20 protein-coding genes and 1 riboswitch are annotated in these 19,383 nt (G+C 73.2%); of the genes, 12 read left to right on the forward strand and 8 right to left on the reverse strand.

Annotated elements, in window-relative coordinates; genetic code table 11:
* The first annotated feature begins 10 nt into the window (after positions 1 to 10).
* Positions 11 to 1,090: a LysR family transcriptional regulator gene (locus J4E96_RS10755; protein ID WP_227422107.1), complete on the forward strand. Its 1,080-nt coding sequence runs from the start codon at positions 11 to 13 to the stop codon at positions 1,088 to 1,090.
* A gap of 2 nt (positions 1,091 to 1,092) precedes the next feature.
* Positions 1,093 to 1,167, forward strand: a riboswitch (cyclic di-GMP riboswitch).
* Between the two features lie 14 nt (positions 1,168 to 1,181).
* Positions 1,182 to 2,078, forward strand: coding sequence for an EAL domain-containing protein (locus J4E96_RS10760; RefSeq protein ID WP_227422108.1), 897 nt, complete (start codon positions 1,182 to 1,184; stop codon positions 2,076 to 2,078).
* On the opposite strand, the gene J4E96_RS10765 is transcribed toward J4E96_RS10760, so the two are convergent.
* The 4 genes from J4E96_RS10765 to J4E96_RS10780 are packed head-to-tail and all read right to left on the reverse strand — an operon-like array spanning position 2,044 to position 6,106.
* On the reverse strand, positions 2,044 to 2,292 hold the full coding sequence (locus J4E96_RS10765; protein ID WP_227422109.1) for a hypothetical protein: 249 nt from the start codon (positions 2,290 to 2,292) through the stop codon (positions 2,044 to 2,046). The genes J4E96_RS10760 and J4E96_RS10765 overlap by 35 nt on opposite strands.
* Entirely contained in the window at positions 2,289 to 4,367 is a 2,079-nt protein-coding gene (feoB, locus tag J4E96_RS10770) for a ferrous iron transporter B (protein ID WP_227422110.1), read from the reverse strand. Before feoB ends, J4E96_RS10765 begins: the two co-directional genes overlap by 4 nt.
* On the reverse strand, positions 4,364 to 4,633 hold the full coding sequence (locus J4E96_RS10775; protein ID WP_227422111.1) for a FeoA family protein: 270 nt from the start codon (positions 4,631 to 4,633) through the stop codon (positions 4,364 to 4,366). The genes feoB and J4E96_RS10775 overlap by 4 nt, the downstream gene beginning before the upstream one ends.
* A gap of 30 nt (positions 4,634 to 4,663) precedes the next feature.
* Positions 4,664 to 6,106 carry a CoA transferase gene (locus J4E96_RS10780; RefSeq protein WP_227422112.1) on the reverse strand — a complete coding sequence of 481 codons (1,443 nt, stop codon included), beginning with the start codon at positions 6,104 to 6,106 and terminating at the stop codon, positions 4,664 to 4,666.
* Between the two features lie 55 nt (positions 6,107 to 6,161).
* Here J4E96_RS10780 and J4E96_RS10785 point away from each other — a divergent pair, with 55 nt between their 5' ends.
* The 8 genes from J4E96_RS10785 to J4E96_RS10820 all read left to right on the forward strand — a co-directional run bounded on the left by J4E96_RS10785 (position 6,162) and on the right by J4E96_RS10820 (position 12,771).
* Positions 6,162 to 6,323: a hypothetical protein gene (locus J4E96_RS10785; protein WP_227422113.1), complete on the forward strand. Its 162-nt coding sequence runs from the start codon at positions 6,162 to 6,164 to the stop codon at positions 6,321 to 6,323.
* Positions 6,324 to 6,394: 71 nt separating this feature from the next.
* Positions 6,395 to 7,255 (forward strand): nucleoside hydrolase, encoded by an 861-nt coding sequence (locus J4E96_RS10790; RefSeq protein WP_227422114.1) that lies wholly within the window; start codon positions 6,395 to 6,397, stop codon positions 7,253 to 7,255.
* Between the two features lie 143 nt (positions 7,256 to 7,398).
* Positions 7,399 to 8,772 carry an ABC transporter substrate-binding protein gene (locus J4E96_RS10795; RefSeq protein ID WP_227422115.1) on the forward strand — a complete coding sequence of 458 codons (1,374 nt, stop codon included), beginning with the start codon at positions 7,399 to 7,401 and terminating at the stop codon, positions 8,770 to 8,772.
* 80 nt (positions 8,773 to 8,852) lie between these two features.
* Positions 8,853 to 9,719, forward strand: a complete 867-nt coding sequence (locus tag J4E96_RS10800) for a carbohydrate ABC transporter permease (RefSeq protein WP_227422116.1) — start codon at positions 8,853 to 8,855, stop codon at positions 9,717 to 9,719.
* Positions 9,697 to 10,611, forward strand: a complete 915-nt coding sequence (locus J4E96_RS10805) for a carbohydrate ABC transporter permease (RefSeq protein WP_406619745.1) — start codon at positions 9,697 to 9,699, stop codon at positions 10,609 to 10,611. Before J4E96_RS10800 ends, J4E96_RS10805 begins: the two co-directional genes overlap by 23 nt.
* 2 nt (positions 10,612 to 10,613) lie before the next feature.
* Positions 10,614 to 10,940 (forward strand): L-rhamnose mutarotase, encoded by a 327-nt coding sequence (locus J4E96_RS10810; protein ID WP_227422118.1) that lies wholly within the window; start codon positions 10,614 to 10,616, stop codon positions 10,938 to 10,940.
* Positions 10,937 to 11,779 carry an amidohydrolase family protein gene (locus tag J4E96_RS10815; RefSeq protein ID WP_227422119.1) on the forward strand — a complete coding sequence of 281 codons (843 nt, stop codon included), beginning with the start codon at positions 10,937 to 10,939 and terminating at the stop codon, positions 11,777 to 11,779. The genes J4E96_RS10810 and J4E96_RS10815 overlap by 4 nt, the downstream gene beginning before the upstream one ends.
* Positions 11,780 to 11,805: 26 nt before the next feature.
* Positions 11,806 to 12,771 (forward strand): aldo/keto reductase, encoded by a 966-nt coding sequence (locus J4E96_RS10820; RefSeq protein ID WP_319637671.1) that lies wholly within the window; start codon positions 11,806 to 11,808, stop codon positions 12,769 to 12,771.
* A 51-nt stretch (positions 12,772 to 12,822) separates the two neighbouring features.
* On the opposite strand, the gene J4E96_RS10825 is transcribed toward J4E96_RS10820, so the two are convergent.
* Positions 12,823 to 13,599 carry a FadR/GntR family transcriptional regulator gene (locus J4E96_RS10825; RefSeq protein ID WP_227422121.1) on the reverse strand — a complete coding sequence of 259 codons (777 nt, stop codon included), beginning with the start codon at positions 13,597 to 13,599 and terminating at the stop codon, positions 12,823 to 12,825.
* A 134-nt stretch (positions 13,600 to 13,733) separates the two neighbouring features.
* Between J4E96_RS10825 and J4E96_RS10830 the strand changes: the two genes are divergently transcribed.
* Complete coding sequence (locus J4E96_RS10830; protein ID WP_227422122.1) at positions 13,734 to 14,873, forward strand: mandelate racemase/muconate lactonizing enzyme family protein; 1,140 nt, start codon at positions 13,734 to 13,736, stop codon at positions 14,871 to 14,873.
* Positions 14,874 to 15,211: 338 nt separating this feature from the next.
* Here J4E96_RS10830 and J4E96_RS10835 read toward each other — a convergent pair whose 3' ends face one another.
* From J4E96_RS10835 to J4E96_RS10845, 3 genes are read right to left on the reverse strand one after another with little or no spacing between them, the layout of a single operon-like run.
* Complete coding sequence (locus tag J4E96_RS10835; protein WP_227422123.1) at positions 15,212 to 16,048, reverse strand: LLM class flavin-dependent oxidoreductase; 837 nt, start codon at positions 16,046 to 16,048, stop codon at positions 15,212 to 15,214.
* Positions 16,049 to 16,096: 48 nt separating this feature from the next.
* Positions 16,097 to 16,648, reverse strand: a complete 552-nt coding sequence (locus tag J4E96_RS10840; protein ID WP_227422124.1) for a universal stress protein — start codon at positions 16,646 to 16,648, stop codon at positions 16,097 to 16,099.
* A gap of 5 nt (positions 16,649 to 16,653) precedes the next feature.
* Positions 16,654 to 17,910 carry an SLC13 family permease gene (locus tag J4E96_RS10845; RefSeq protein ID WP_227422125.1) on the reverse strand — a complete coding sequence of 419 codons (1,257 nt, stop codon included), beginning with the start codon at positions 17,908 to 17,910 and terminating at the stop codon, positions 16,654 to 16,656.
* A 156-nt stretch (positions 17,911 to 18,066) separates the two neighbouring features.
* Between J4E96_RS10845 and J4E96_RS10850 the strand changes: the two genes are divergently transcribed.
* On the forward strand, positions 18,067 to 19,380 hold the full coding sequence (locus J4E96_RS10850) for a sensor domain-containing phosphodiesterase (protein WP_227422126.1): 1,314 nt from the start codon (positions 18,067 to 18,069) through the stop codon (positions 19,378 to 19,380).
* The last annotated feature ends 3 nt before the right edge of the window (positions 19,381 to 19,383 follow it).

The following is a 19,383-nucleotide window of genomic DNA, read 5'->3' on the forward strand; positions in this document are numbered from 1 at the left end:
GCCTTGAACCATGCCCGCGCGACAGTGCGTCGGCGCGAGCGAGGAGTTCCGAGTGGATGTCGATCTGGTCCGGCTGCGCTATTTCGCGACGGTGGCCGACCACCTGCACTTCGGCCGCGCGGCCGCGGCTCTCCACATCTCGCGGCCGGCGCTGAGCCGGACCGTGACCGAGCTCGAGGCCGAGCTCGGGGTGGAGCTGTTCGTGCGGCCGTCCGAACACACCGAGCTGACGGCCGACGGCGAGGCGCTGCTCGCGCGCGCCCGCACGCTGCTGGCCGAGGACGCCGCGCGGGACGACCCCGACCTGTCCCCCGCCGACGGCTCCGCGCCCGCCTTCACGGTCGCGATCATGCCGGGCGTGACCATCTCCAAGTGGACCAAGCTGTGGGCCGAGCGGATGCCGGACCGCCCGTTGCGGGTGCTCCGCACGGACGCCGACACGCAGACCACCGTGCTGCGGGACGGTCTCGCCGACGTGAGCTTCGTGCGCCTCCCGATCGACAAGACCGGCCTGAGCACGATCCCGCTGTACGCCGAGATGCCCGTGGTCGTGGTCCCGAAGGATCACGAGATCGCCTCGCTCGAGTCGATCTCGGTCCTGGACCTGGTCGACGAGCACCTCCTGCAGGACCCGGACGACGTGCCGCAGTGGCGCGACGCCGCGCGCCGGGGCCGCACGGCCCCGCGACGCCCCCTGCCCGAAATGGCGTCGACCGCGGACGCGATCGCGCTGGTCGCGGCGGGCCTGGGCATCGTCATCGTGCCCCAGTCCGTCGCGAGGATGAACCACCGCAAGGACGTGACCTACCGCCCCGTCCGGGGCGTCGACGAGTACCCCGTCGCGATGGCATGGTCGGCCGACGACACGTCCGCCGAGGTCGAGGTGTTCATCGGGATCGTGCGCGGGCGATCCGCGCACAGCTCGCGCTCCGCCAACCCGGCGCAGCAGCCCGCCGCGGCCGCGCGCCGGGGCGACCAGCCGCGTCAGGGCGAACAGCCGCGCCGGGGCGACCAGGCCGCGGCGCCGTCGTCGGCCCGGCGAAAGTCGAAGGTCCAGCCGAAGGCGCGCCGACCGCGCGGCACCCGCTAGCCGACCGGCAACGGCAAACCCGTCGCAAGGCGGGGACGCACAGCCACGGGACCCTCCGGGTCAGCCGGGCTCCCGAGGGAAGGATCACCCGGTGCGCAGGCGGACCGATGGAACGTTGCCGACACAGGGCCGGCAGCCGGCCGGCCAGGCCGCCGACGCGGTGTTCGAGCGTGAGCTCGCCGCGGCCGTCTCGCGCGGGGAGCTCGTGGTGCACTACCAACCGGTGCTGTCGCTGCCGTCTCGCCGGTGCACCGCCGTCGAGGCGCTGGTGCGCTGGGTGCACCCGCGCCACGGACTGCTCCTGCCGGACGCGTTCATCCCGGTCGCCGAGCGGACCGGCGCGATCGCCGCGATCGGCTCGTTCGTTTTGCGCCGCTCGTGCGCCGACGCGGCGACCTGGCGGGACACCCACCCGGGCTCGCCGCTCGCGCTGCACGTCAACATCTCGGCGCTCCAGCTCCACGACGACCGTCTCGGCGCCGACGTGAGCGCCTGCCTCGCGGAGTTCGACGTCCCGCCCAACCAGCTGGTGCTCGAGGTCACCCAGGCCACGGCCGCCTCGTCGCCCGCCACGATCGGCCGGCTCGGCGAGCTCGCGGCGCTCGGCGTCGTCATCGCGATCGACGACGTCGGGACGGACAGCTCGGCGCTGACCACGCTCGCCAGCGTGCCCGTCCAGATCGTCAAGATCGACCGGTCGATCGTCGCGGGCAGCACCGAGAACTGCCTGGACCGGGCCGTGACCGCGGAGGTGGTCACCAGGGCCGCAGCCATGGGCCTGCGCACGATCGCGGCGGGCGTCGAACGCGCCGACCAGCAGGAGTACCTCGAGTCGATCGGCGCCGGCGCCGCGCAGGGCTACCTGTACCAGCGGCCCGCGCCCGCCGACGAGTTCGGGGCCTGGCTCGACCAGCACCTCAGCGGCCTCCCGACGCTCGTCCCGGACGAGGCGGTCATTCTCGCGTTCGCGCCCCGGACGGGCCGCTGACCGCGAGGGGGCAGCCCACGCAGCCGGGGGCCGCCGCGCCCGTCGGGCAGCCGGACGCGCAGTCCCGGCCGGCGATCACGACCAGGCCCAGCCGCCCGGCGTGGTCCAGCACGGCGTGCACGAGCGACCGCGGCAGCCCAAGCCGCGCCGCGACCTGATCGGGCGTCCCGCCGCGCCGCGCGGCGTCGTCGAGCACCGCCGCCCAGGCACTCACAGCCGCGACCCGACCTGGAACACCGCGACCGCGAGCAGCCACGCCGTCACGAGCTGAACGCTCAGCGCCCAGAGCGTCGGACGCCACCCGAACAGCCGCTTCTGCTCGGCGAGCGCGGCGACGCACGGGGTGTAGGCGAGCACGAAGGTCATGAACGCCAGCGCCGCGGCCCCGCCGTGACCGCCCGACGACTCGTCGAAGGACGCGCGCAGCCGATCGCCCAGGTCGCCCGCCTGGGCCGGGTCACCGGGCTCGGGCACCGCGTAGGACTGCGCGAACGAGCCGACCACGACCTCCTTGGCGACGAAGCCCGTGATGAGCGCCGCGGCGGCGTGGTCGTTGCCGAACCCGGCGGGGGCGAGGACGGGAGCCAGGCCCGCCGCCGTCCGGCCGTAGAGGCTCTCGCCGACGGGCACGTCGCCCGGGGAGTACCCGCCCGTCGCGGGGACCGCCATCAGCACCCACACGACGAGCAGCGTCGCGACGATGATCTTCCCGGCCCGGCCCACGAACGCGCCGACCCGCAGCACGACCGACGCCGCCAGCGTGCGCAGACCCGGGCGCTGGTACGGCGGCAGCACGAGGATCAGCGGCTCGGTGCGCACGTCCCGGAAGGCGGTGCGCCGCAGGAGCAGCCCACCGCCCAGCACGAGGGCCACGCTCACCAGGTACATCGCAAAGATGACCGTCCCGGCGTGCGTGGGGAAGAAGGCGCCCGCGAGGAGGATGTAGACGGTCAGCCTGGCCGCGCAGGACGTCAGCGGGATCAGCAGCCCGGTCAGCAGGCGCTGCCGGGAGCTCGGCAGGGTTCGCGTCGCCGCCAGCGCCGGCAGGTTGCAGCCGAAGCCGATGATCAGCGGGAGCAGCGCGCGGCCGTCGAGGCCGAGCGAGCGCATCACCCGGTCGGCGACGAATGCCGCCCGGGCGAGGTACCCCGAGTCCTCGAGCACCCCGAGCGCCGCGAACATGACCGCCATGACCGGCACGAACGTCGCCACGGTGCCGACGCCGGCGAGCAAGCCGTCGACGACGAGCCCGCGCACCCAGGTGTCGTCGAGCCCGGCGACGCTCAGGACCGCGGTCAGGCCCGCCGCGACGGGGCCGCTGACGACGGCGTCGATCGCCCCCTGCAACGGGGCGGCGGCCTTGGTCGTCAGCTCGAAGATCAGCCAGACCACCGCGAGGAACACGGGGATGCCGGCCCACGGGTTGAGCAGCACCGCGTCGACGCGGTCGGAGAAGGTGCGCCGCGGCGACGACCCGACCGCGGCATCGCCGGGCGCCGGCCCGAGCAGCGCGGCGAGGTCGCCCAGCACGGCCTCGACCCAGCTGAAGAGCGCCTCGGCGTGCGCGAGCTCCTGCGCAAGGTCGAGCCCGGCGTCGGCGCGCGGCGCGAGCGCCAGCCCGGCGACGGCCGGGGCGCGGGACGCGACGTCGTCGACGGCGCGGGCGAGCGCGGTCAACCCCTCGTGGGTCCGGCTCCGGGCGTCCACGGGCACGACGGGCACGCCCAGGGTCGCGGTGAGCGCGGCCGCCAGGACGGCCGGCGGCACGGCCGACGTCGGCGAGTCCGCCGCGGCGGCGGCGAGGTCCAGCATGGTCAGCGCAACGACGACCGGGGCTCCCGTCTCGGCGACCTGGGCGAGCAGGTACAGCGACCGCGTCAGCGCGGTGGCGTCCAGCACGACGACGGCGACGCCGCGGCGGTCGGGGGAACCGGCCGTGGCGGCCGCGCCGGCCGCAGCATCGCCGAGCTCGCGTACCGCGTCGGCAGTCACCTGCTCGTCGACCGAGCGGGCCACCAGGCTGTACGTGCCCGGCAGGTCCACGATCGCCCGTTCCACCGCCGGCGTGGGGTGCTTCGGATCGGTGGTGCGCCACGTGCCGGCGAAGAGCTCCACGGTCGTGCCCGGGGCGTTCATCGTCCGTTGCCGGGCTCCGGTCAGCGCATTGAACAGCGTCGACTTGCCGACGTTCGGGGCTCCGACGAGCAGCACGCGCAGCGGAGCGGCTCCCGGCAGGGTCGAGATGGCCCCGCGGGCGTCCGGCGTCGCCGGCGTGCCGTGACAGCTCATGCCACCGCCTCGACGGGCCGGATCGGCTCCGTGGGATGAACGGGATGGACGGGCTCGACGTCGATGAGGAGCGCGGACCCGCCGTCGAGCGCGAACCGCGACCCGGCGACGGAGATTACGCGACCGCCGAACGCCGCTCGCTGGGTCACCCGCGCCCGGGTGCCCACCCGGATGCCCATCTCGTGCAGGCGGAAGGCGGCCGCGACGGGAAGCCGCACCCCGGTCACGACGAGCTCGGCGCCAAGCGGGCCATCACAGAGAGTCACCCCTCGACCCTATGGATAGGTAAGCCTCTCCTATGGGACCTTCTGCCCGCCACGGCCTGCGGGCGGCGTCGGGCCGCGGTCGCGCCACCGGGCCTCGGCGGGCGCCAGGTGGACCGGTCCGGCAGGCCACGTCGGAGAGCCCGGCGGCCGCACCAGCGTCAGCACGCCCGCCGCCGACGGCAGGCGCACCAGGTACGGCGCGGCGTCGACCGGCTCCACCGGCGCGCTCGGCGGGCCGGCCGGCCGCGGCGCGGCGGTCAGCCAGGACGCGAGGCCGGCCAACGACAGCTCTCCGTGCCAGGTGCCGCCCTCGCGCCGGCGCCGGGTGAGGGCCCGCAGGACCAGCGCCGCGATCAGGTGCCCCGCGCCATGGTCGAGCGCCTGCGCCGGGAGCACGCCGGGGGCTCCTGCGGCGTCGCGCGCGCCGTCCGCGATGCCCGTCGCTGCCTGGACCACCGAGTCGAAGCCGCGGCGACCGCTCCACGGCCCGCTCGTGCCCCAGGCCGACAGGGTCACCACGACGAGGTCCGGCCAGCGCTGCGCGAGCCGGTCGGGGTGCAGCCCGAGGGCCGCCAACGCGCCCGGCCGGTAGCCCTGCACGAGCACGTCCGCGTGGTCCAGCAGCTCGTCGAAGCGGTCGCGGTCCGCCCCGGCCGCGAGGTCGAGTTCGACGTGGCGCTTCCCCGGGCCGGTCTCGAGGAGGGTCGCCGGGTCCTCGGGACTGCGCGGGTTGTCGACCCGCAGCACGTCGGCGCCGTAGGACGCGAGAGTGCGGGTGCCGATCGGGCCCGCGAGCACGCGGGTCAGGTCGAGCACGCGCAGCCCGCGGATCGACGGCACCGGCCGCGTGGGCGCCCGCGGGCCGGCGGCGACGCGCTCGAGCTGCACGAGCGGCAGGGCCTCGAGCGCCTGCCCCTGAGGGTGCTGCCGCCACTCCTGCGCGGTCCGAACCACCGCGGCGACGCCGCCCGCGGCCACGACGCGGTCCTCCACCTCCGGCCCGGTCAGGCGGGCGGCCGCCGCGAGTGGATCCGGGCCCAGTGCCCGCGCGATCGCCGCACGGTGCTGCGGGTAGTTCGCGTGCAGGCGGACCGAGCCGTCCGCCGTCGGGATGAACCGCGACAGCGGCGCGAATCCGGGGCCGCTCGCGACGGCGTCGACCTCGAGGAAGCGCTCGCTGCGGAACGCGATCCCGACGTGCCGGGCGTCGAGCTCGACGTGGCCGACGGCGTGCTGCTGTGCGTCGGCGCCGCGGGCACCGCCCGCGTGCTCCTGCGCGGCGAGCTCCGCCGCGGCAAGGACCTGCGCGCCGACCGCGCCCAGGGCGAGGCTCTCCACCGCGAATGGGGAGGCGAGGCCGACGTCGCCCCGTACCGTCAGCCCGGCGAGCAGGGCGGGGTCGCCGCCGAGCGCCTGCCAGGCCGTCGCGAGCACGTCGCCTCCCGTCGCTCCGGCACCAGCATGGCGTGGCACGCGCGATTCCGCGAGAGTCCCACGGTCGCAGGGCTGACCTGGATAGCCTCGGCGGATGGCGCGCACGCTCAGTTCGGGAACCGTCGAGAACCAGGGGCGCCGCTGCGACCGCTTCGAGCACGCTCGCGCGACGATCGAGCTCGACGGACAGCTGTCGACGAGCGAGCTCGCTGACCTTCTCGAGCGGACGATCTCGGGAGTAGATCCCGCACGGTGACGTGACCGATTCTTCTCTCTCTCACCCACCCACAGGCGCCGACGACGCGCCGCAGCAGAAGGTTGCCCACCGTGCCCCCAGCCCATCGCCTGATCATCTGCACCGACGCGAAGAACGAGGCCGATGACCAGTTCGCGATCGTCCACGCGCTGCTGACCAGCACGCTCGACGTGCGCGGCATCGTCCCCTCGCACTTCGGGCGCCCCGGCTCGATGGTCGCCTCGCGCGAGGAGGTGCACCTCCTGCTCGAACTGCTGGGCACCGCCGTGGTGGTGGCGGACGGCTCGCCGCACGCGTTACCGGCTGCCGAGACGCCGGTGCCGTCTGCGGGGGCCCGCCTCATCGTCGCGCAGGCGCGCGCGGAGTCGAGCCGCCTCTACGTCGCCGTCCTCGGGCCGCTCACGGACGTCGCCTCCGCGATCCTGGCCGAGCCGTCGCTGCGCGAGCGCGACGTCGTCGTGGTGTGGGTCGGCGGGCCGCCGTACGAGGGCGTCCCGGCGTACGCCCCAGAGTTCAACCTCATCAACGACGTCGCGGCGGCCAACGTGGTGCTCCAGTCGGGCCTCGAGGTGTGGCAGATCCCGATGCCGGTGTACACGATGGTCGGCGTCGGGCACGCCGAGCTCGAGGAGCGGCTGCGCGGGACCGGACCGGTCGGGGACTACCTCGTGGACCAGCTCGTCGCCTTCAACGCGACGGTGGACTACGGACCGATGGACTTCCGTTCGCTGGGCGACAGCCCGGCCATCGGCGCCGTGATGAACCCGGCGGCCGGCCGGTGGAGCATCCGCGCGGCCCCGCGCTTCACGGCCACCGGCGAGCTCGCCGCGGGCGACCCGGGCCGGACCGTGCGCGTGTGCGAGTCGTTCGACACGCGATGGCTCCTCGAGGACATGTTCGCCAAGCTGCGGTCGGCTGAACCCCGGTCATGACGTCGCGCGCCGGCGCCCTGACCGGCGCGCAGGCACGGCGACGCCGCCCTATTGGTGAAACATCACATGTATGATCTACTGATCCTGCTCGTCCCCGAGCGAGCCATCGCCAGCGTTGTCGATCAGACGAAGGATTGGGACACATGCTCTCAGTGCACCGAACGGCGATCACGAAGCCGTCGCAACGACTCTTCCTGACTGCGACTGTCGCAGCAGCCGCCCTCGCCCTCACCGCCTGCTCCTCCGGCGGCGATGCGGGCGATAGCGGATCGACCTCGGAGTTCGGCTTCGCGGCGGCGACGCAGGAGGACGGCAGCACCATCACCGTCTGGGTCGACGCCTCCCGCGAACCCGCCGCGGACGCCTTCATCGCGGCCCACCCGGACACTCCGATCAAGGTCGAGACCTACGACGGCGGCGCGAACGGCTCCGGCTCGTTCCAGACGAAGATCACTGCCTTCGACCAGGCGGGCGACGGCTGGCCCGACGTGGTCTTCTCGACCCAGAACAACGACGCCGCCTGGGCGAGCCAGGGCGAGGATCCGTTCGCGGCCCAGCTGAACAACGGGTACGTCGACCAGTCCTTCCTGGACGGGTTCACCGAGGGCGCGCTCGCCCCCGTGACGATCGACGACACGGTGTACGGGCTGCGCAACGACCTCGCACCCACGGTGACCTGGTACGACCAGAGCCTGTTGGACCAGTTCGGCTACACGCTGCCGACGACCTGGGAGGAGTACGAGGCCCTCGGGCTGAAGGTCGCGGCCGAGCACCCGGGGTACATCATCGGCTCGGTCGGCGACGCGTGGGCCCCCGAGGTCTACTTCTGGGGAGCCCAAGCGCCGGTCAACGTCGTCACCGGCTCCGACGAGTTCAGCACCGACACCTCCGACCCGAAGTCCGTCGCGATCGCCGAGATCATCGACAACCTGATCGACGCCGGGTCCCTCGTCCAGGACAGCGTGTTCAGCCCGGACTTCGTGACGAAGTACACGGGCAAGGTCCTGCTCCTGCCCGGGCCGGTGTGGTTCTCGGGCGCGTTGTTCCAGAACGCGGACTCCCTCAACTCCGCGGCCGGCACCATCGGCGCCGGCCTGCCGCTCGCGTGGGACGGTGACGAGGCCGTCGCCGGCAACGTCGGCGGCGGCACGTGGTTCGTCTCGAGCCACTCGAAGAACCTCGCGGCGGCCAAGGAGTTCCTCGAGTTCGTCACGAGCTCCGACGAGTACCAGGTCGAGCTCGCCCCCGGGCTGCCCGCCTACACCGCCGCCGCAGACAAGTGGCTCGTGAAGCAGGGGGAGAGCAACTTCTTCACCGGGGACTTCGCCCCGAACCTGACCACCGCGGCCAGCTCGGTCTGGGACGGCTGGGGCTACCCGAAGTTCAGCCAGGAGTCCGTGTGGGCGAAGACCGTGACGCCGGACCTCGCCAGCGGCACGAGCCTCGTCGATCTCCTCCCGGCGTGGCAGACGGCCCTCGAGAACGAGGCTCAGGTCAACGGCTACACGGTGAAGTGACCGTGACCCTCGCCCCACCAGCCCCGCCGGTCGTCGGCTCCGTACGGAGCCGACGGCCGGGCAGGCGGCCGAAGCGGCCGGTGGCCACCGGCCAGCAGGCCCGGATGTCGTACGTCTTCGTCTCCGGGTACACCGTGCTCGCCGTGGCGTTCGGGCTCGTCCCGACGCTGTATGCGCTCTACCTCTCCGTGATGCGGGACGGCCGGTTCGTCGGGGTCGACAACTTCGTGCGGGTCGTCGGCGACTTCCGCTTCCTGCCCGCGGTCCAGCACGTTGCCCTGTTCGTCGCGATCTGGCTGACCTGCCTGCTGGCATTCGTCGTCGTGCTGGCGCTCGTCGTGCACTCGATCGGCCAACGCTGGCTGAGCTCGAGCATCCGGTTCATCTACTACATCCCGGGTGCGCTGGCGGGCGCGTCGAGCGTGGTGCTGTGGCTGTTCCTGCTCGATCCGACGGTCAGCCCGGTCTCCGCCGTGCTGCACCTGTTCGGGCTCGAGACGTTTGTCCAGACGGTCTCGCCCGGCAACCTCCCCGTCATCTTCGCCATCATCGCGTTCTGGACGGGCGCGGGCGGCTGGATCGTCGTCATGTACGGCGCGCTGAACAACATCCCGCGCGAGGTCATGGAAGCCGCCCGCATCGACGGCGCGGGGCCGATCCGGACGGCGCGCCACATCCAGCTCCCCATGATGCGCAAGTGGATCTCCTACATGGCGATCATGTCGCTCGCCGCGGGCACGCAGCTGTTCGTCGAGCCGCGCGTCCTGTCCCAGGCGAGCAAGGGCGTCGTGCCCATCGACTACTCGCTGAACCAGCTCGCCTACCTGTACGCCTTCAAGCAGAACGACAACAACGGGTCCGCGGCGATCGCCGTGCTGCTCCTGGTGGTCTCGCTCGCGCTGAGCATGTTCTTCGTCATCAAGGGTGGTCTCTTTGAACGCGACTGATCTCGACCGCAGCCGCCACGCGGCGTCTCCCGCCAGGTGGCTCGGCCGCGCTGCCGTCGTCGCGGGGATCGGCTTCTTCGTGCTGTTCTTCGTCGTGCCGATCATCTGGCTGGTGATCGCTTCGGGGAAGTCGCCCCGCGACCTCATCACGACCGCCCCGTTCCAGCCCGGCACGTTCGCAGCGTTGGCGGACAACTGGTCGGCCCTGATCGGCTTCCAGGACGGGATCATCTTTACGTGGCTCGGCAACTCGGCGCTGTACTCGATCGGCGCCCTGGTGTTGACGCTCGTCACCAGCATCCCCGCCGGGTACGCCCTGGCCCTCGGGAACTTTCCGGGGCGCAAGCCGTTGCTGACGATGACGTTGATCGTCATGCTCATCCCGAACACCGCGCTGGTGCTGCCGATCTTTCTCGAGCTGAGCGCGGTCAACCTGATCGGCACGCCGCTGTCGGTGATCCTGCCGTTCTCGTTCTTCCCCTTCGGCGTGTACCTGACCTACATCTACTTCTCGACGAGCATCCCGCGCGACCTGCTGGCCGCGGCCCGCATCGACGGGTGCGGGGAGCTCGCGGTGTTCGGCAGGATCGCGCTCCCGCTCGCCACGCCCGTGGTCGCGCTGGTGGGCTTCTTCAGCTTCGTCGCGAACTGGAACAACTACTTCCTGCCCTTCCTCACGGTCCCGGGCACGAAGGCGCCGATCCAGGTCGGCCTGGCGGAGATGCTCTCGAACGTGCCGGCGTTCAACCCCACGGCCGCGGGCACGACCTCGATCCAGCTGCCCGCGCTCGCGCTCGCGACCCTGGTGTCGGTGGCTCCCGTCATGCTGATCTTCATGTTCTCGCAGCGATTCCTCGTCTCGGGGCTCACCGCGGGCGGGACGAAGGAGTGACGATGGAGCGGCACGCGATGGTGGTCAACGTCGTCCCCGAGCTGCGGGAGGAGTATCTGCGCCTGCACTCGGCCGTGTGGCCGCAGGTTGAGGCGACGCTCTCCGCGTGCCACGTCACCAACTACTCCATCTACCTGCTCGAGGGCACCTTGTTCGCCTACTACGAGTACGTCGGCACCGATCACGAGGCGGACATGGCCCGAATCGCGGAGGATCCGGTGACCCAGGACTGGTGGACCCGGACCGACCCCTGTCAGACCCCGTTCGGCGTCGGAACGACGCCGGGCCAGCGGTGGCGGGACCTGCGCGAGATCTGGCATCTGGCGTGACGCGCGCCCTGCTCGACGCCCACCTGCACACCTGGCACCGGGCCACCAACCCGCAACCCTGGATCGACCCGACGACGATGGCCGCGATCGACCGCGACTTCTCGATGGCCCAGGCCGGCGAGGTGATCGCGGCGCATGGCGGCGTCGGCGGCGTCGTCGTGCAGGCCATCAACAGCCACCGCGAGACGATCGACCTCCTCGCGGCCGCGTCGGCGCGGGACGGGCTCGCCGTCGTCGGCTGGGTGGACCTCACCGGTGACGTCGCGGCCCAGGTCGACGCGCTCCGCGGCGCCCCGGGCGGGGACGCGCTGGTCGGGATCCGGCACCTGGTCCACCTCGAGCCCGACGACGCCTGGCTGCTGCGCGCCGACGTCGCACGCGGGCTCGAGGCCCTCGCCTCGGCCGGGCTCCCGTTCGACCTCGTCGTCCGACCGTGGCAGCTCAGGGCCGCCGCGCAGGTCGCGCGCGCCCACCCCGGCGTGCTCCTCGTCCTCGAACATCTCGGCAAGCCCCCGATCACCAGCCCCGAGCTCGTCCGCTGGACGACCGAGCTGCAGGCGCTCGCCGGCCACGACAACGTCGTCGCGAAGGTCTCCGGCCTGACGCTCGAGGACGACTGGGGGTCGTGGACCGCCGAGCGCCTGCGCCCGGTGCTCGACCACGCACTCGAGACGTTCGGCCCCGACCGGTTGATGTTCGGCTCCGACTGGCCGCTGGTCGAGCTGACCGGCGGCTACGGGCCCTGGAAGGACGCGTACCTGAGCCTGACCGGCGACCTGTCCCCCGCCGAGCAGGCGGCGCTCGACTCGGGCACCGCGCGCCGCGCGTACTCGCTGTGATGCCGGCGAGGCTACGCACCCGGCCCGTGGGCTCGACCGGCCTGCGGGCGACGGAGATCGGATTCGGCGCGGCGAGCCTCGGGAACTTGTACCGGCGGACGGGCGAGGACGAGGCGGCGAACGCCGTCGCACGCGCGTGGCAGCGCGGTATCCGGTACTTCGACACCGCGCCGCACTACGGCCTGGGCCTGTCCGAGCTCCGGCTCGGCCGGGCGCTGGCGGCATACCCGCGGGACGAGTTCGTGGTGTCGACCAAGGTCGGCCGGCTGCTCGAGCCGAACCCGCGTCCGACCGCCCTGGACACGGACGGCTTCATCGTGCCCGGCGACGTTCATCGGGTCTGGGACTTCTCGCGGGACGGCGTGCGCCGCTCGCTCGACGCCTCGCTCGAGCGGCTCGGGCTCGACCATGTCGACATCGTCTACGCGCACGACCCGGATCAGTTCCGCGAGAGCGCGGCCCGCGACGCGCTCGACGCCCTCGGCGAGCTCCGGGCCGACGGAGTGGTGCGCGCCATCGGCGTCGGGACGAACGTGACTCATCAGCTCGCGGGGCTCTTCGCCGACGGGCTGCTCGACGTCGCCATGGTCGCCGGGCGCTACACGCTGATGGACCAGAGCGCGCTCGCCACCGCGCTCGAGCCGGCGCGCAGGGCGGGCGGATCGATCATCGCCGTCGCCGTCTTCAACTCGGGCCTGCTGAGCACGCCTCGGCCGGCCCCCGAGGCGAAGTACGACTACGGCCGGGCCTCGCCCGAGCTCGTCGCTCGCGCGAACAGGCTGGCTGACATCTGCGAGTCCCACGGCACGTCGCTGCCGGCCGCAGCCATCGCCTTCCCCCTCCAGCACCCGGCCGTCACGAGCGTAGCGCTGGGGATGCGCAACGCGGCGCAGGTCGACAGCAACCTCGACCGCTTCGCGAGCCCGGTCCCGCAGGCGCTCTGGACCGAGCTGGTCGACGCCGGGCTGGTCAGTCCCGAGAGCATCACCTAGCGGGACGGGCGCAGCACGCTCCGGGAACCGAGGAGCACGGGCTGACGCGGCTCAGCCCGCCGGGCGGGCGCCCCGATGGTCGGGCAGCCGCCGGCGCTGCCACGCATCGATGATGTGGTCGTTCATGGCGCGTTCGGCGCGGTCGAGATCGCCGTCCTCGATCGCGGCGAAGACGGCCTCGTGCTCGGCGAGAGTGAACCGGACGTGCTCGTCCGAGGCGATCCCGCGGTAGCGGGTGCTCTCCCGGGCCCGCTCGAACAGGATCCGGGCGATGCTCTCCGCGAGGCGGTTTCCGGAGATCGCCATGACCATCTCGTGGAATGCGTGATCCGCGGCGTTGAACGCGTCCGGGTCCTCCACCGAGGTCCGCATGAGCGCGGTGGTCCGGCGCAGCTCGCCGAGCTGGTCCGCGGTCCGGTGGTGCGCCGTCTCGCCGGCCATCGTGGACTCGAGGCGGGCGCGGACGACGCTGAGGTCGTCCAGCACGCCAAGGCTGTCGTCGTGAGCGATGAGAGCGGTCAGCACGACCCGGTCGAGGATGTTCCAGGAGCTGGACGGCTCCACGCGCGTGCCCCGGCCCTGGGCGACGGTGACCAGGCCTTTCTCCTCGACGCGCTTGACCGACTCGCGCAGCACCGTGCGGCTCACGCCGAACTGCTGGCTGAGCGGGATCTCCGGCGGCAGCAGGTCCCCGGGAGCGAGCGAGCCGGACACGATGACGTCCACGAGCGCCTCCACGACGGCGACGCCGAGGCGCTTCGCGGGCAGCCGGGTCTCGATCGACAGGATCCGCGTCGAGGCAGAAGCACTATTGACGTTCGTCACCATGACCGGATTCTAGCGGAGCGCACTCGAACGTATGACGTCTCACCCTCTATACGTGTGATGTATGCTGTTTACGGACCGAAGGACGGATCGACGTCGAGATGCTGTCTCAGTCGTCCGACGACGCGAGGGATGACATGAAGATCACCGGCTTTCGGCTCATCACGACGTATCACCACTGGGGTCGGCCGGTCGGTGACGTGAACGGCTACATCAGCGAGGGCATCACGGAGGTCCCACTCGTGATCCTGGAGACCGACTCCGGCCTCGAAGGGGTCGGCCTCGGCTCGCACAGCGACATCGCCCGGCTGTTCCCCGCCATCGAGGGCCAGGACCCGCGGGCCACGTCCTCGCTGTACGACCGGATGCTCGCGTTCGTCTTCAAGTCCGGCCACGGCGGGGCGACCTTCGGCGGCATCGGCTCGCTCGACATGGCGCTGTGGGACCTCAAGGCCAAGATGGCGAACGAGCCGTTGTGGCGCACCCTCGGCGCCCGGGACCGGTTCGTCCCCGGGTACGCCTCGGCGCTCGAGATCGCGGTGACGGACGACGACCTCGCGGCGCTGTACAGCGGCTGGGTCGAGCGCGGATTCACCAGCGCGAAGGTCAAGGGCGGACGGGACCTCGACCACGACCTGGTGCGCCTGAAGGCGGTCCGCGAGCTCTTCCGCGCGAACACCGCCAAGCCGGCGATGATGTTCGACGCGAACGAGTCCTGGAACCGCAAGCAGGCGATCCGCTACATCTGCGCGCTCGAGGATCAGATGGACCTGACCTGGGTCGAGGAGCCGCTGCGCCGCTGGGACGCCGAAGGTCTCGCGCTGGTGTCCCGGTCGGTCCGCGCGTCGATCGCCACGGGCGAGAACCTGACGGGCCTCGAGCAGTTCCGCCCGCTGCTGGACGCGGGCGCGGTCGACATCGTGCAGACGGGCAGCGTCTGGGGCATCACCCATTTCCTGCGGGCGGCCACCGTCGCGCACAGCCGAGACCTGCCCATCAGCCCCGTCGGCTACCTGACCAACCCCGTCGCGCACGCCGCCGCGTGCGTGCCCAACCACCTGTCGACCGAGGTCCAGGACCTCTCCTCGCCCTTCGGGCTCACGGTCGATCAGGTCATCTCCGACGGCGGCATCGTCCTCGGCGACACGCCGGGCATCGGCATCGTGATCGACGAGCCCGCCATCGGCGCAGCGCAGGCCAGCTCCGGGTGGAGCACTCCGGCAGGCCCCCACGTCCGCCCCGATCGCGCCGGCCTGCGGCTCATACCCGAGCAGTAGGCACGGACAACTCCCCGCAACCACTCGCGCAACCACTCGCGGGTGCTGGACGCCCTGCCGCGCCTGCGCGAGATCGGACGGCGCGCTCGTCCGCGCGGGGCAGGTGACAGAACCGCACAGCTGTGACGCCCAGCAAGCCCCACGTGCCCCACCAGTCACATCCGCACCATGCTCCGCGCGGACGGTGAACCTCACCGACGCGCGAGGTACCCGAGTGCACCACCGGGACGCCCGAGCCGCCCCACAGGCCCCACCAGTCCCACCTGTCCCCCGCGCGTCGCTGCGGTTCGCCCGAGGTACTCGCCCGCCCCGGCCGCAAGAGCGCCTGTGCGCCGCGCTCACCGCGAGTCGGGCGGCCCCTGACGGATCCGCGCCAGGAGCGCCTCGGGCGTCGCGCCAGCACCCTCCCAGCGCGACTCGATCCACCACGTGACGCCGGCCCCGGCGAGCATCGACGCGTGCGCCGCAGCCACGGCCGGGTCGTCAGGGAGGACGCCCTCGAGCACGATCTCGATCGGACCGGCGCCGACGTCGCGGTGCGCGTCCACCCAGGCGGCCAGCTCGCCGAGCTCGACGGGGCCGAGCGGCGTGAACGGGTCACCTCGTCGGATCGGGATGATCCCCTCGCGGCCGACGGCCCGCCGCATGGACCGCTCCGCGGGCCACGCCGCGACGACCCAGACGGGGATCCTCGGCCGCTGCACGGGCCGCGGCCGGAAGACGAGGTCGCGCACGCGGGTGTGGGTGCCCTCGAAGCTGAAGGGTTCGCCCGTCCAGGCGAGGTCGAGGATCGCGAGGGCGTCGTCGAGCTGCTCGGCGCGAACCTTGCGGTCCGTCGACTCGCCCGAGACGCGGCTGTACGCGCCGTCGTCGGTGGCGCCGAGCCCGACGGGAAGGACCAGCCGACCACCAGACAGGTGATCGACGGTCAGCGCCTGCCGAGCGACCTCCCACGGCTTGCGCCGGGGGATCGAGAACACCATCGCGCCGAGCCGGATGGTCGAGGTCGTCGCGGCGACCGCGCCGAGCAGGGTCCAGGGATCGAACGTGTCCCCCGGCCCCACGCTGATGCCGTCCCACGTGAAAAAGCCGTCCCAGCCGGCGCGCTCTGCCGCCTGTGCCATCTCGAGGACCTGGTCCGTCGAGCCGGAGCTCGCGACGATGCCGAACTTCATGGCAGCACGCTACCGGCGCGGCCGTCGGTCGGGCGAGGGTGCCGGCGGCTATGCGAGCGGCGGCGCCGCCCCCTGGGGCGGCGGCGGCCCGTGCGGCGGGCGGGGCGCCCGAGCCGGGTCGGGGGGCGGGGGGATCGAGCCGAGCGCGGGTGCCACGACCGGCCACACGAGCAGCGTCGCGCACGGCGCGTGGTCGACGACGAACCGGGTGGCCGGCGCGAGGGAGTGCGGTCCGAGCCGGCGCAGGTCCCCGTCACGGGCGAGGATCAGGAGGTCGGCGGCAGCCGCCGCGCCGACCACCTCGCGCTCGATGCGTCCGTGCCGTTGCTCGAGCGTGGCCGCGCGCCCGAGCTCCTGTGCCGCGGCCGCGAGCAGCTCCCGGCCCGCCTGCGCGGCGAGGTCCCCGAACCCGTGGCCCGCCGCCGGCCGCGCCCACGCCGCCCGCCCGAGGAGCCCGGCGAGCGCCCCGTGCGCCGCGGCCGGCACCTCGTCGTCGCCGACGTACAGGAGCGTGATCCGCGCTCCGGCCGGGGCGTGCTCGCGGGCCGCCGCCACGCACGCGGGCCAGGTCGCCTCGGTCACCCAGACCAGCACGTCCATCGAGGTCATCCTCCGATCGCCAACGACACCCAGAGTGCACCCACGCCGCCCACCAGGGTGAGCGGGACGCTCCAGGCGCCGAGGCGGCTGAACTCCCCCAGGCTCGGCTCCGCGTCGTGCTCGCGGAGCACCCGTCGCCACAACAGCGTCGCGAGCGAGCCGACGTAGGTGAGGTTCGGGCCGAGGTTGACCCCCAGGACCGCGGCGAGCACGGCGCCCGGACCGCCGGCCGACGCGGCGAGCGGGACGAGCAGGAGCACGGCCGGCAGGTTGTTCAGGAGGTTCGCCAGGATCGCCGCCACCGCGGCCACCGCCAGGAGGGCGAGGAACGAGCTGCCCCGCGGCAGGAGGCCCGCCACCACATCGCCGAGGCCCGAGTCCACGACGGCGACCACGACGACGCCGAGCGCCAGCACGAAGACGCAGAACGGGAGATTCGCGGCCCGCAACAACTCTCCGGGCGTCGTGCGTCGACGGGCGAGCGCCGACGTCGCGAGCACGGCGGCGCCGGCGCCCGCGGCCCACGCGGGCGGGACCCCCAGCACCGACGCGAGCACGAAGCCCGCGAGGGTCGCCGCCACGAGCGCCACCGTCGCGCGCGCTGGCGCCGGGGCGCCGGGTGCGATCGGGCGCGGCCCCGACCCGACGGCCAGGTCGGCGGCGAAGAACCGGCGCAGGACCAGGTACTCGATCACGATGACGGTCACCCACGGCAGGGCCATCAGCGCCGTGAAGCGCGCGAAGGACAGTCCGCTCGCCGTGAACGCGAGCAGGTTCGTCAGGTTGGACACCGGCAGCAGCAGGGACGCGGAGTTCGCCAGGTGCGTGCACGCGTAGACGAACGGCTTCGGCCGCAGCCCCGCGCGGGCGGCGGTCGCGAAGACCACCGGGGTGAGCAGCACGACGGTGGCGTCGAGGCTCAGCACGGCCGTGACCAGCGCGGCGACGCCGAAGACCGCCACGAGCAGCCGCTGCGCCCGGCCGCGCGCCGCGGTCGCCATGAGCGCCCCGGCCGCCGCGAACAGACCCTCGGCATCGCACAGGTGGGACAGGACCAGGATCGCGGCAAGGAACGCCACGACCGGGAGCAGCTCCACGATCTCCGCACGCGCGGCGGCGGGCGTCACGGCGCCGATCAGCACCACGACGACGGCGGCGGGCACGGCGGCGACGGCCTCGGGCCAGCCCCGCGGTCGCGCGACGGCGAATCCGAGTACGCCCACGAGCAACGCGATCGCGACGAGCGACGCACCGTGCGCCACGACCGCCACCCCCGTCTCAGTGGTCCGTCTCAGTGGTCCGTCTCAGTGGTCCGTCCCGGAGTCCACGCTCCGCCCGGCGAGCGGGCCGAGACTACGACACGCCAGGTCATCCGGCACGACGGCTTCAATAGGCGCACTGCCGGCCGATAGGCAGGCGTGTCCTCCCCCGCGCAGCACGCCGACCCCGCCGTGCCTCTCGACGCCGCGCCAAACGGCGCCGTACCCGCCGGCGCCGCGCCCACCGAGCCGGTGCCCCTGGACGCGCTGCTGCGCGCGGACGGCCTGCACTGCGTCTACCAGCCGTTCGTCGACCTCGACACCGGCGCGGTGCTCGCCCACGAGGCGTTGCTGCGCGGCCCCGCCGGCACGCCGTGGCAGTCCCCGCTGGTGCTGCTCGACGCCGCGCGAGCGGCCGGCCGGATCGTCGACCTCGAGCGGGCATCGCTCGCGACGTCCCTCGCCGACGCCGCCCGGCTCTCGGGCGGGCGTCCCGTGACCCTGTTCGTGAACATCGAGCCGAGCACCCTGACCGGGCATCTCGACGTCGTGCTCGCCGCGGTCGCCGCCCGGGCGGCGCACGTCCAGGTCGTCGTCGAGATCACCGAGCGGGCCCTCGCCGCCGACCTTGCCGGGGTCCTGGCAGGCGCCGAGCGCCTGCGCGCGGCGGGGTGTGCGATCGCGCTCGACGACGTCGGCGTCGAGCCCGCGTCCCTCGCGCTCATCCCGTTGCTGCGTCCGGAGGTCGTCAAGCTCGACCTACGCCTGCTGCGCACCGTGCACGACGTCGCGACCATCACCGTCGCGGGGGCCGTGCGCGCGTACGCGGAGGCGTCCGGCGCCGAGGTCGTCGCCGAGGGCATCGAGACGCAGGCCGACCTGACCCGGGCTCTCGTGCTCGGGGCGACGCTCGGGCAGGGCTGGCTCTGGGGCCGCGGCGAGCGCCGGTTCGCCGCGACGACCTCCCGGCCGGAGCGGTTTGCCGCGCACTCGATCAGCCCGCAGCTGTGCACGACCCCGTACGAGGTGATCGGCGCGGGCCGCCGGCTCCGCCGCGCCCCCAAGCACCTCCTCCTGCCGCTGTCGCACACGCTCGAGCTCACCGCGGCGCAGGCGCGGGTCGCACCGCTGCTGCTCGCCGGGTTCGAGGACGCGCGGTTCTTCAGCCCGGACACCGCGCGGCGCTACACCGAGCTCGCCCGGCAGCTGCCGTTCGTGGGCGCGCTCGGGGTCGGCATGTCCGCCGAGCCGGCGCCGGGCGTCCGGGGCACCGCGCTGTCCCGGCAGGACCCGCTCGCACGCGAGTGGACCGTCGTCGTGCTCGGCGCCCACACGGCGGCCGCCCTGATGGCGCGGGACCTCGGCGACGAGGGGGCCGACGGCGACCGCGAGTTCGAGTTCGTCGTCACCTACGACCGGGCGTTGGTCACGGCCGCCGCCCAGGCGCTCGTCGGGCGCTTCGCCCGCGCCTGACGC

Origin of the sequence: Pengzhenrongella sicca, assembly GCF_017569225.1 — a bacterium.
Taxonomy (GTDB): Bacteria; Actinomycetota; Actinomycetes; order Actinomycetales; family Cellulomonadaceae; genus Pengzhenrongella; species Pengzhenrongella sicca.

Coding starts and splice junctions, on each gene's coding strand:
- J4E96_RS10785 (WP_227422113.1), top strand. CDS start 6,162: ATGGCGCGCACGCTCAGTTCGGGAACCGTCGAGAACCAGGGGCGCCGC.
- feoB (WP_227422110.1), bottom strand. CDS start 4,367: ATGAGCTGTCACGGCACGCCGGCGACGCCGGACGCCCGCGGGGCCATC.
- J4E96_RS10810 (WP_227422118.1), top strand. CDS start 10,614: ATGGAGCGGCACGCGATGGTGGTCAACGTCGTCCCCGAGCTGCGGGAG.
- J4E96_RS10835 (WP_227422123.1), bottom strand. CDS start 16,048: ATGAAGTTCGGCATCGTCGCGAGCTCCGGCTCGACGGACCAGGTCCTC.
- J4E96_RS10795 (WP_227422115.1), top strand. CDS start 7,399: ATGCTCTCAGTGCACCGAACGGCGATCACGAAGCCGTCGCAACGACTC.
- J4E96_RS10840 (WP_227422124.1), bottom strand. CDS start 16,648: ATGGACGTGCTGGTCTGGGTGACCGAGGCGACCTGGCCCGCGTGCGTG.
- J4E96_RS10825 (WP_227422121.1), bottom strand. CDS start 13,599: ATGGTGACGAACGTCAATAGTGCTTCTGCCTCGACGCGGATCCTGTCG.
- J4E96_RS10830 (WP_227422122.1), top strand. CDS start 13,734: ATGAAGATCACCGGCTTTCGGCTCATCACGACGTATCACCACTGGGGT.
- J4E96_RS10755 (WP_227422107.1), top strand. CDS start 11: ATGCCCGCGCGACAGTGCGTCGGCGCGAGCGAGGAGTTCCGAGTGGAT.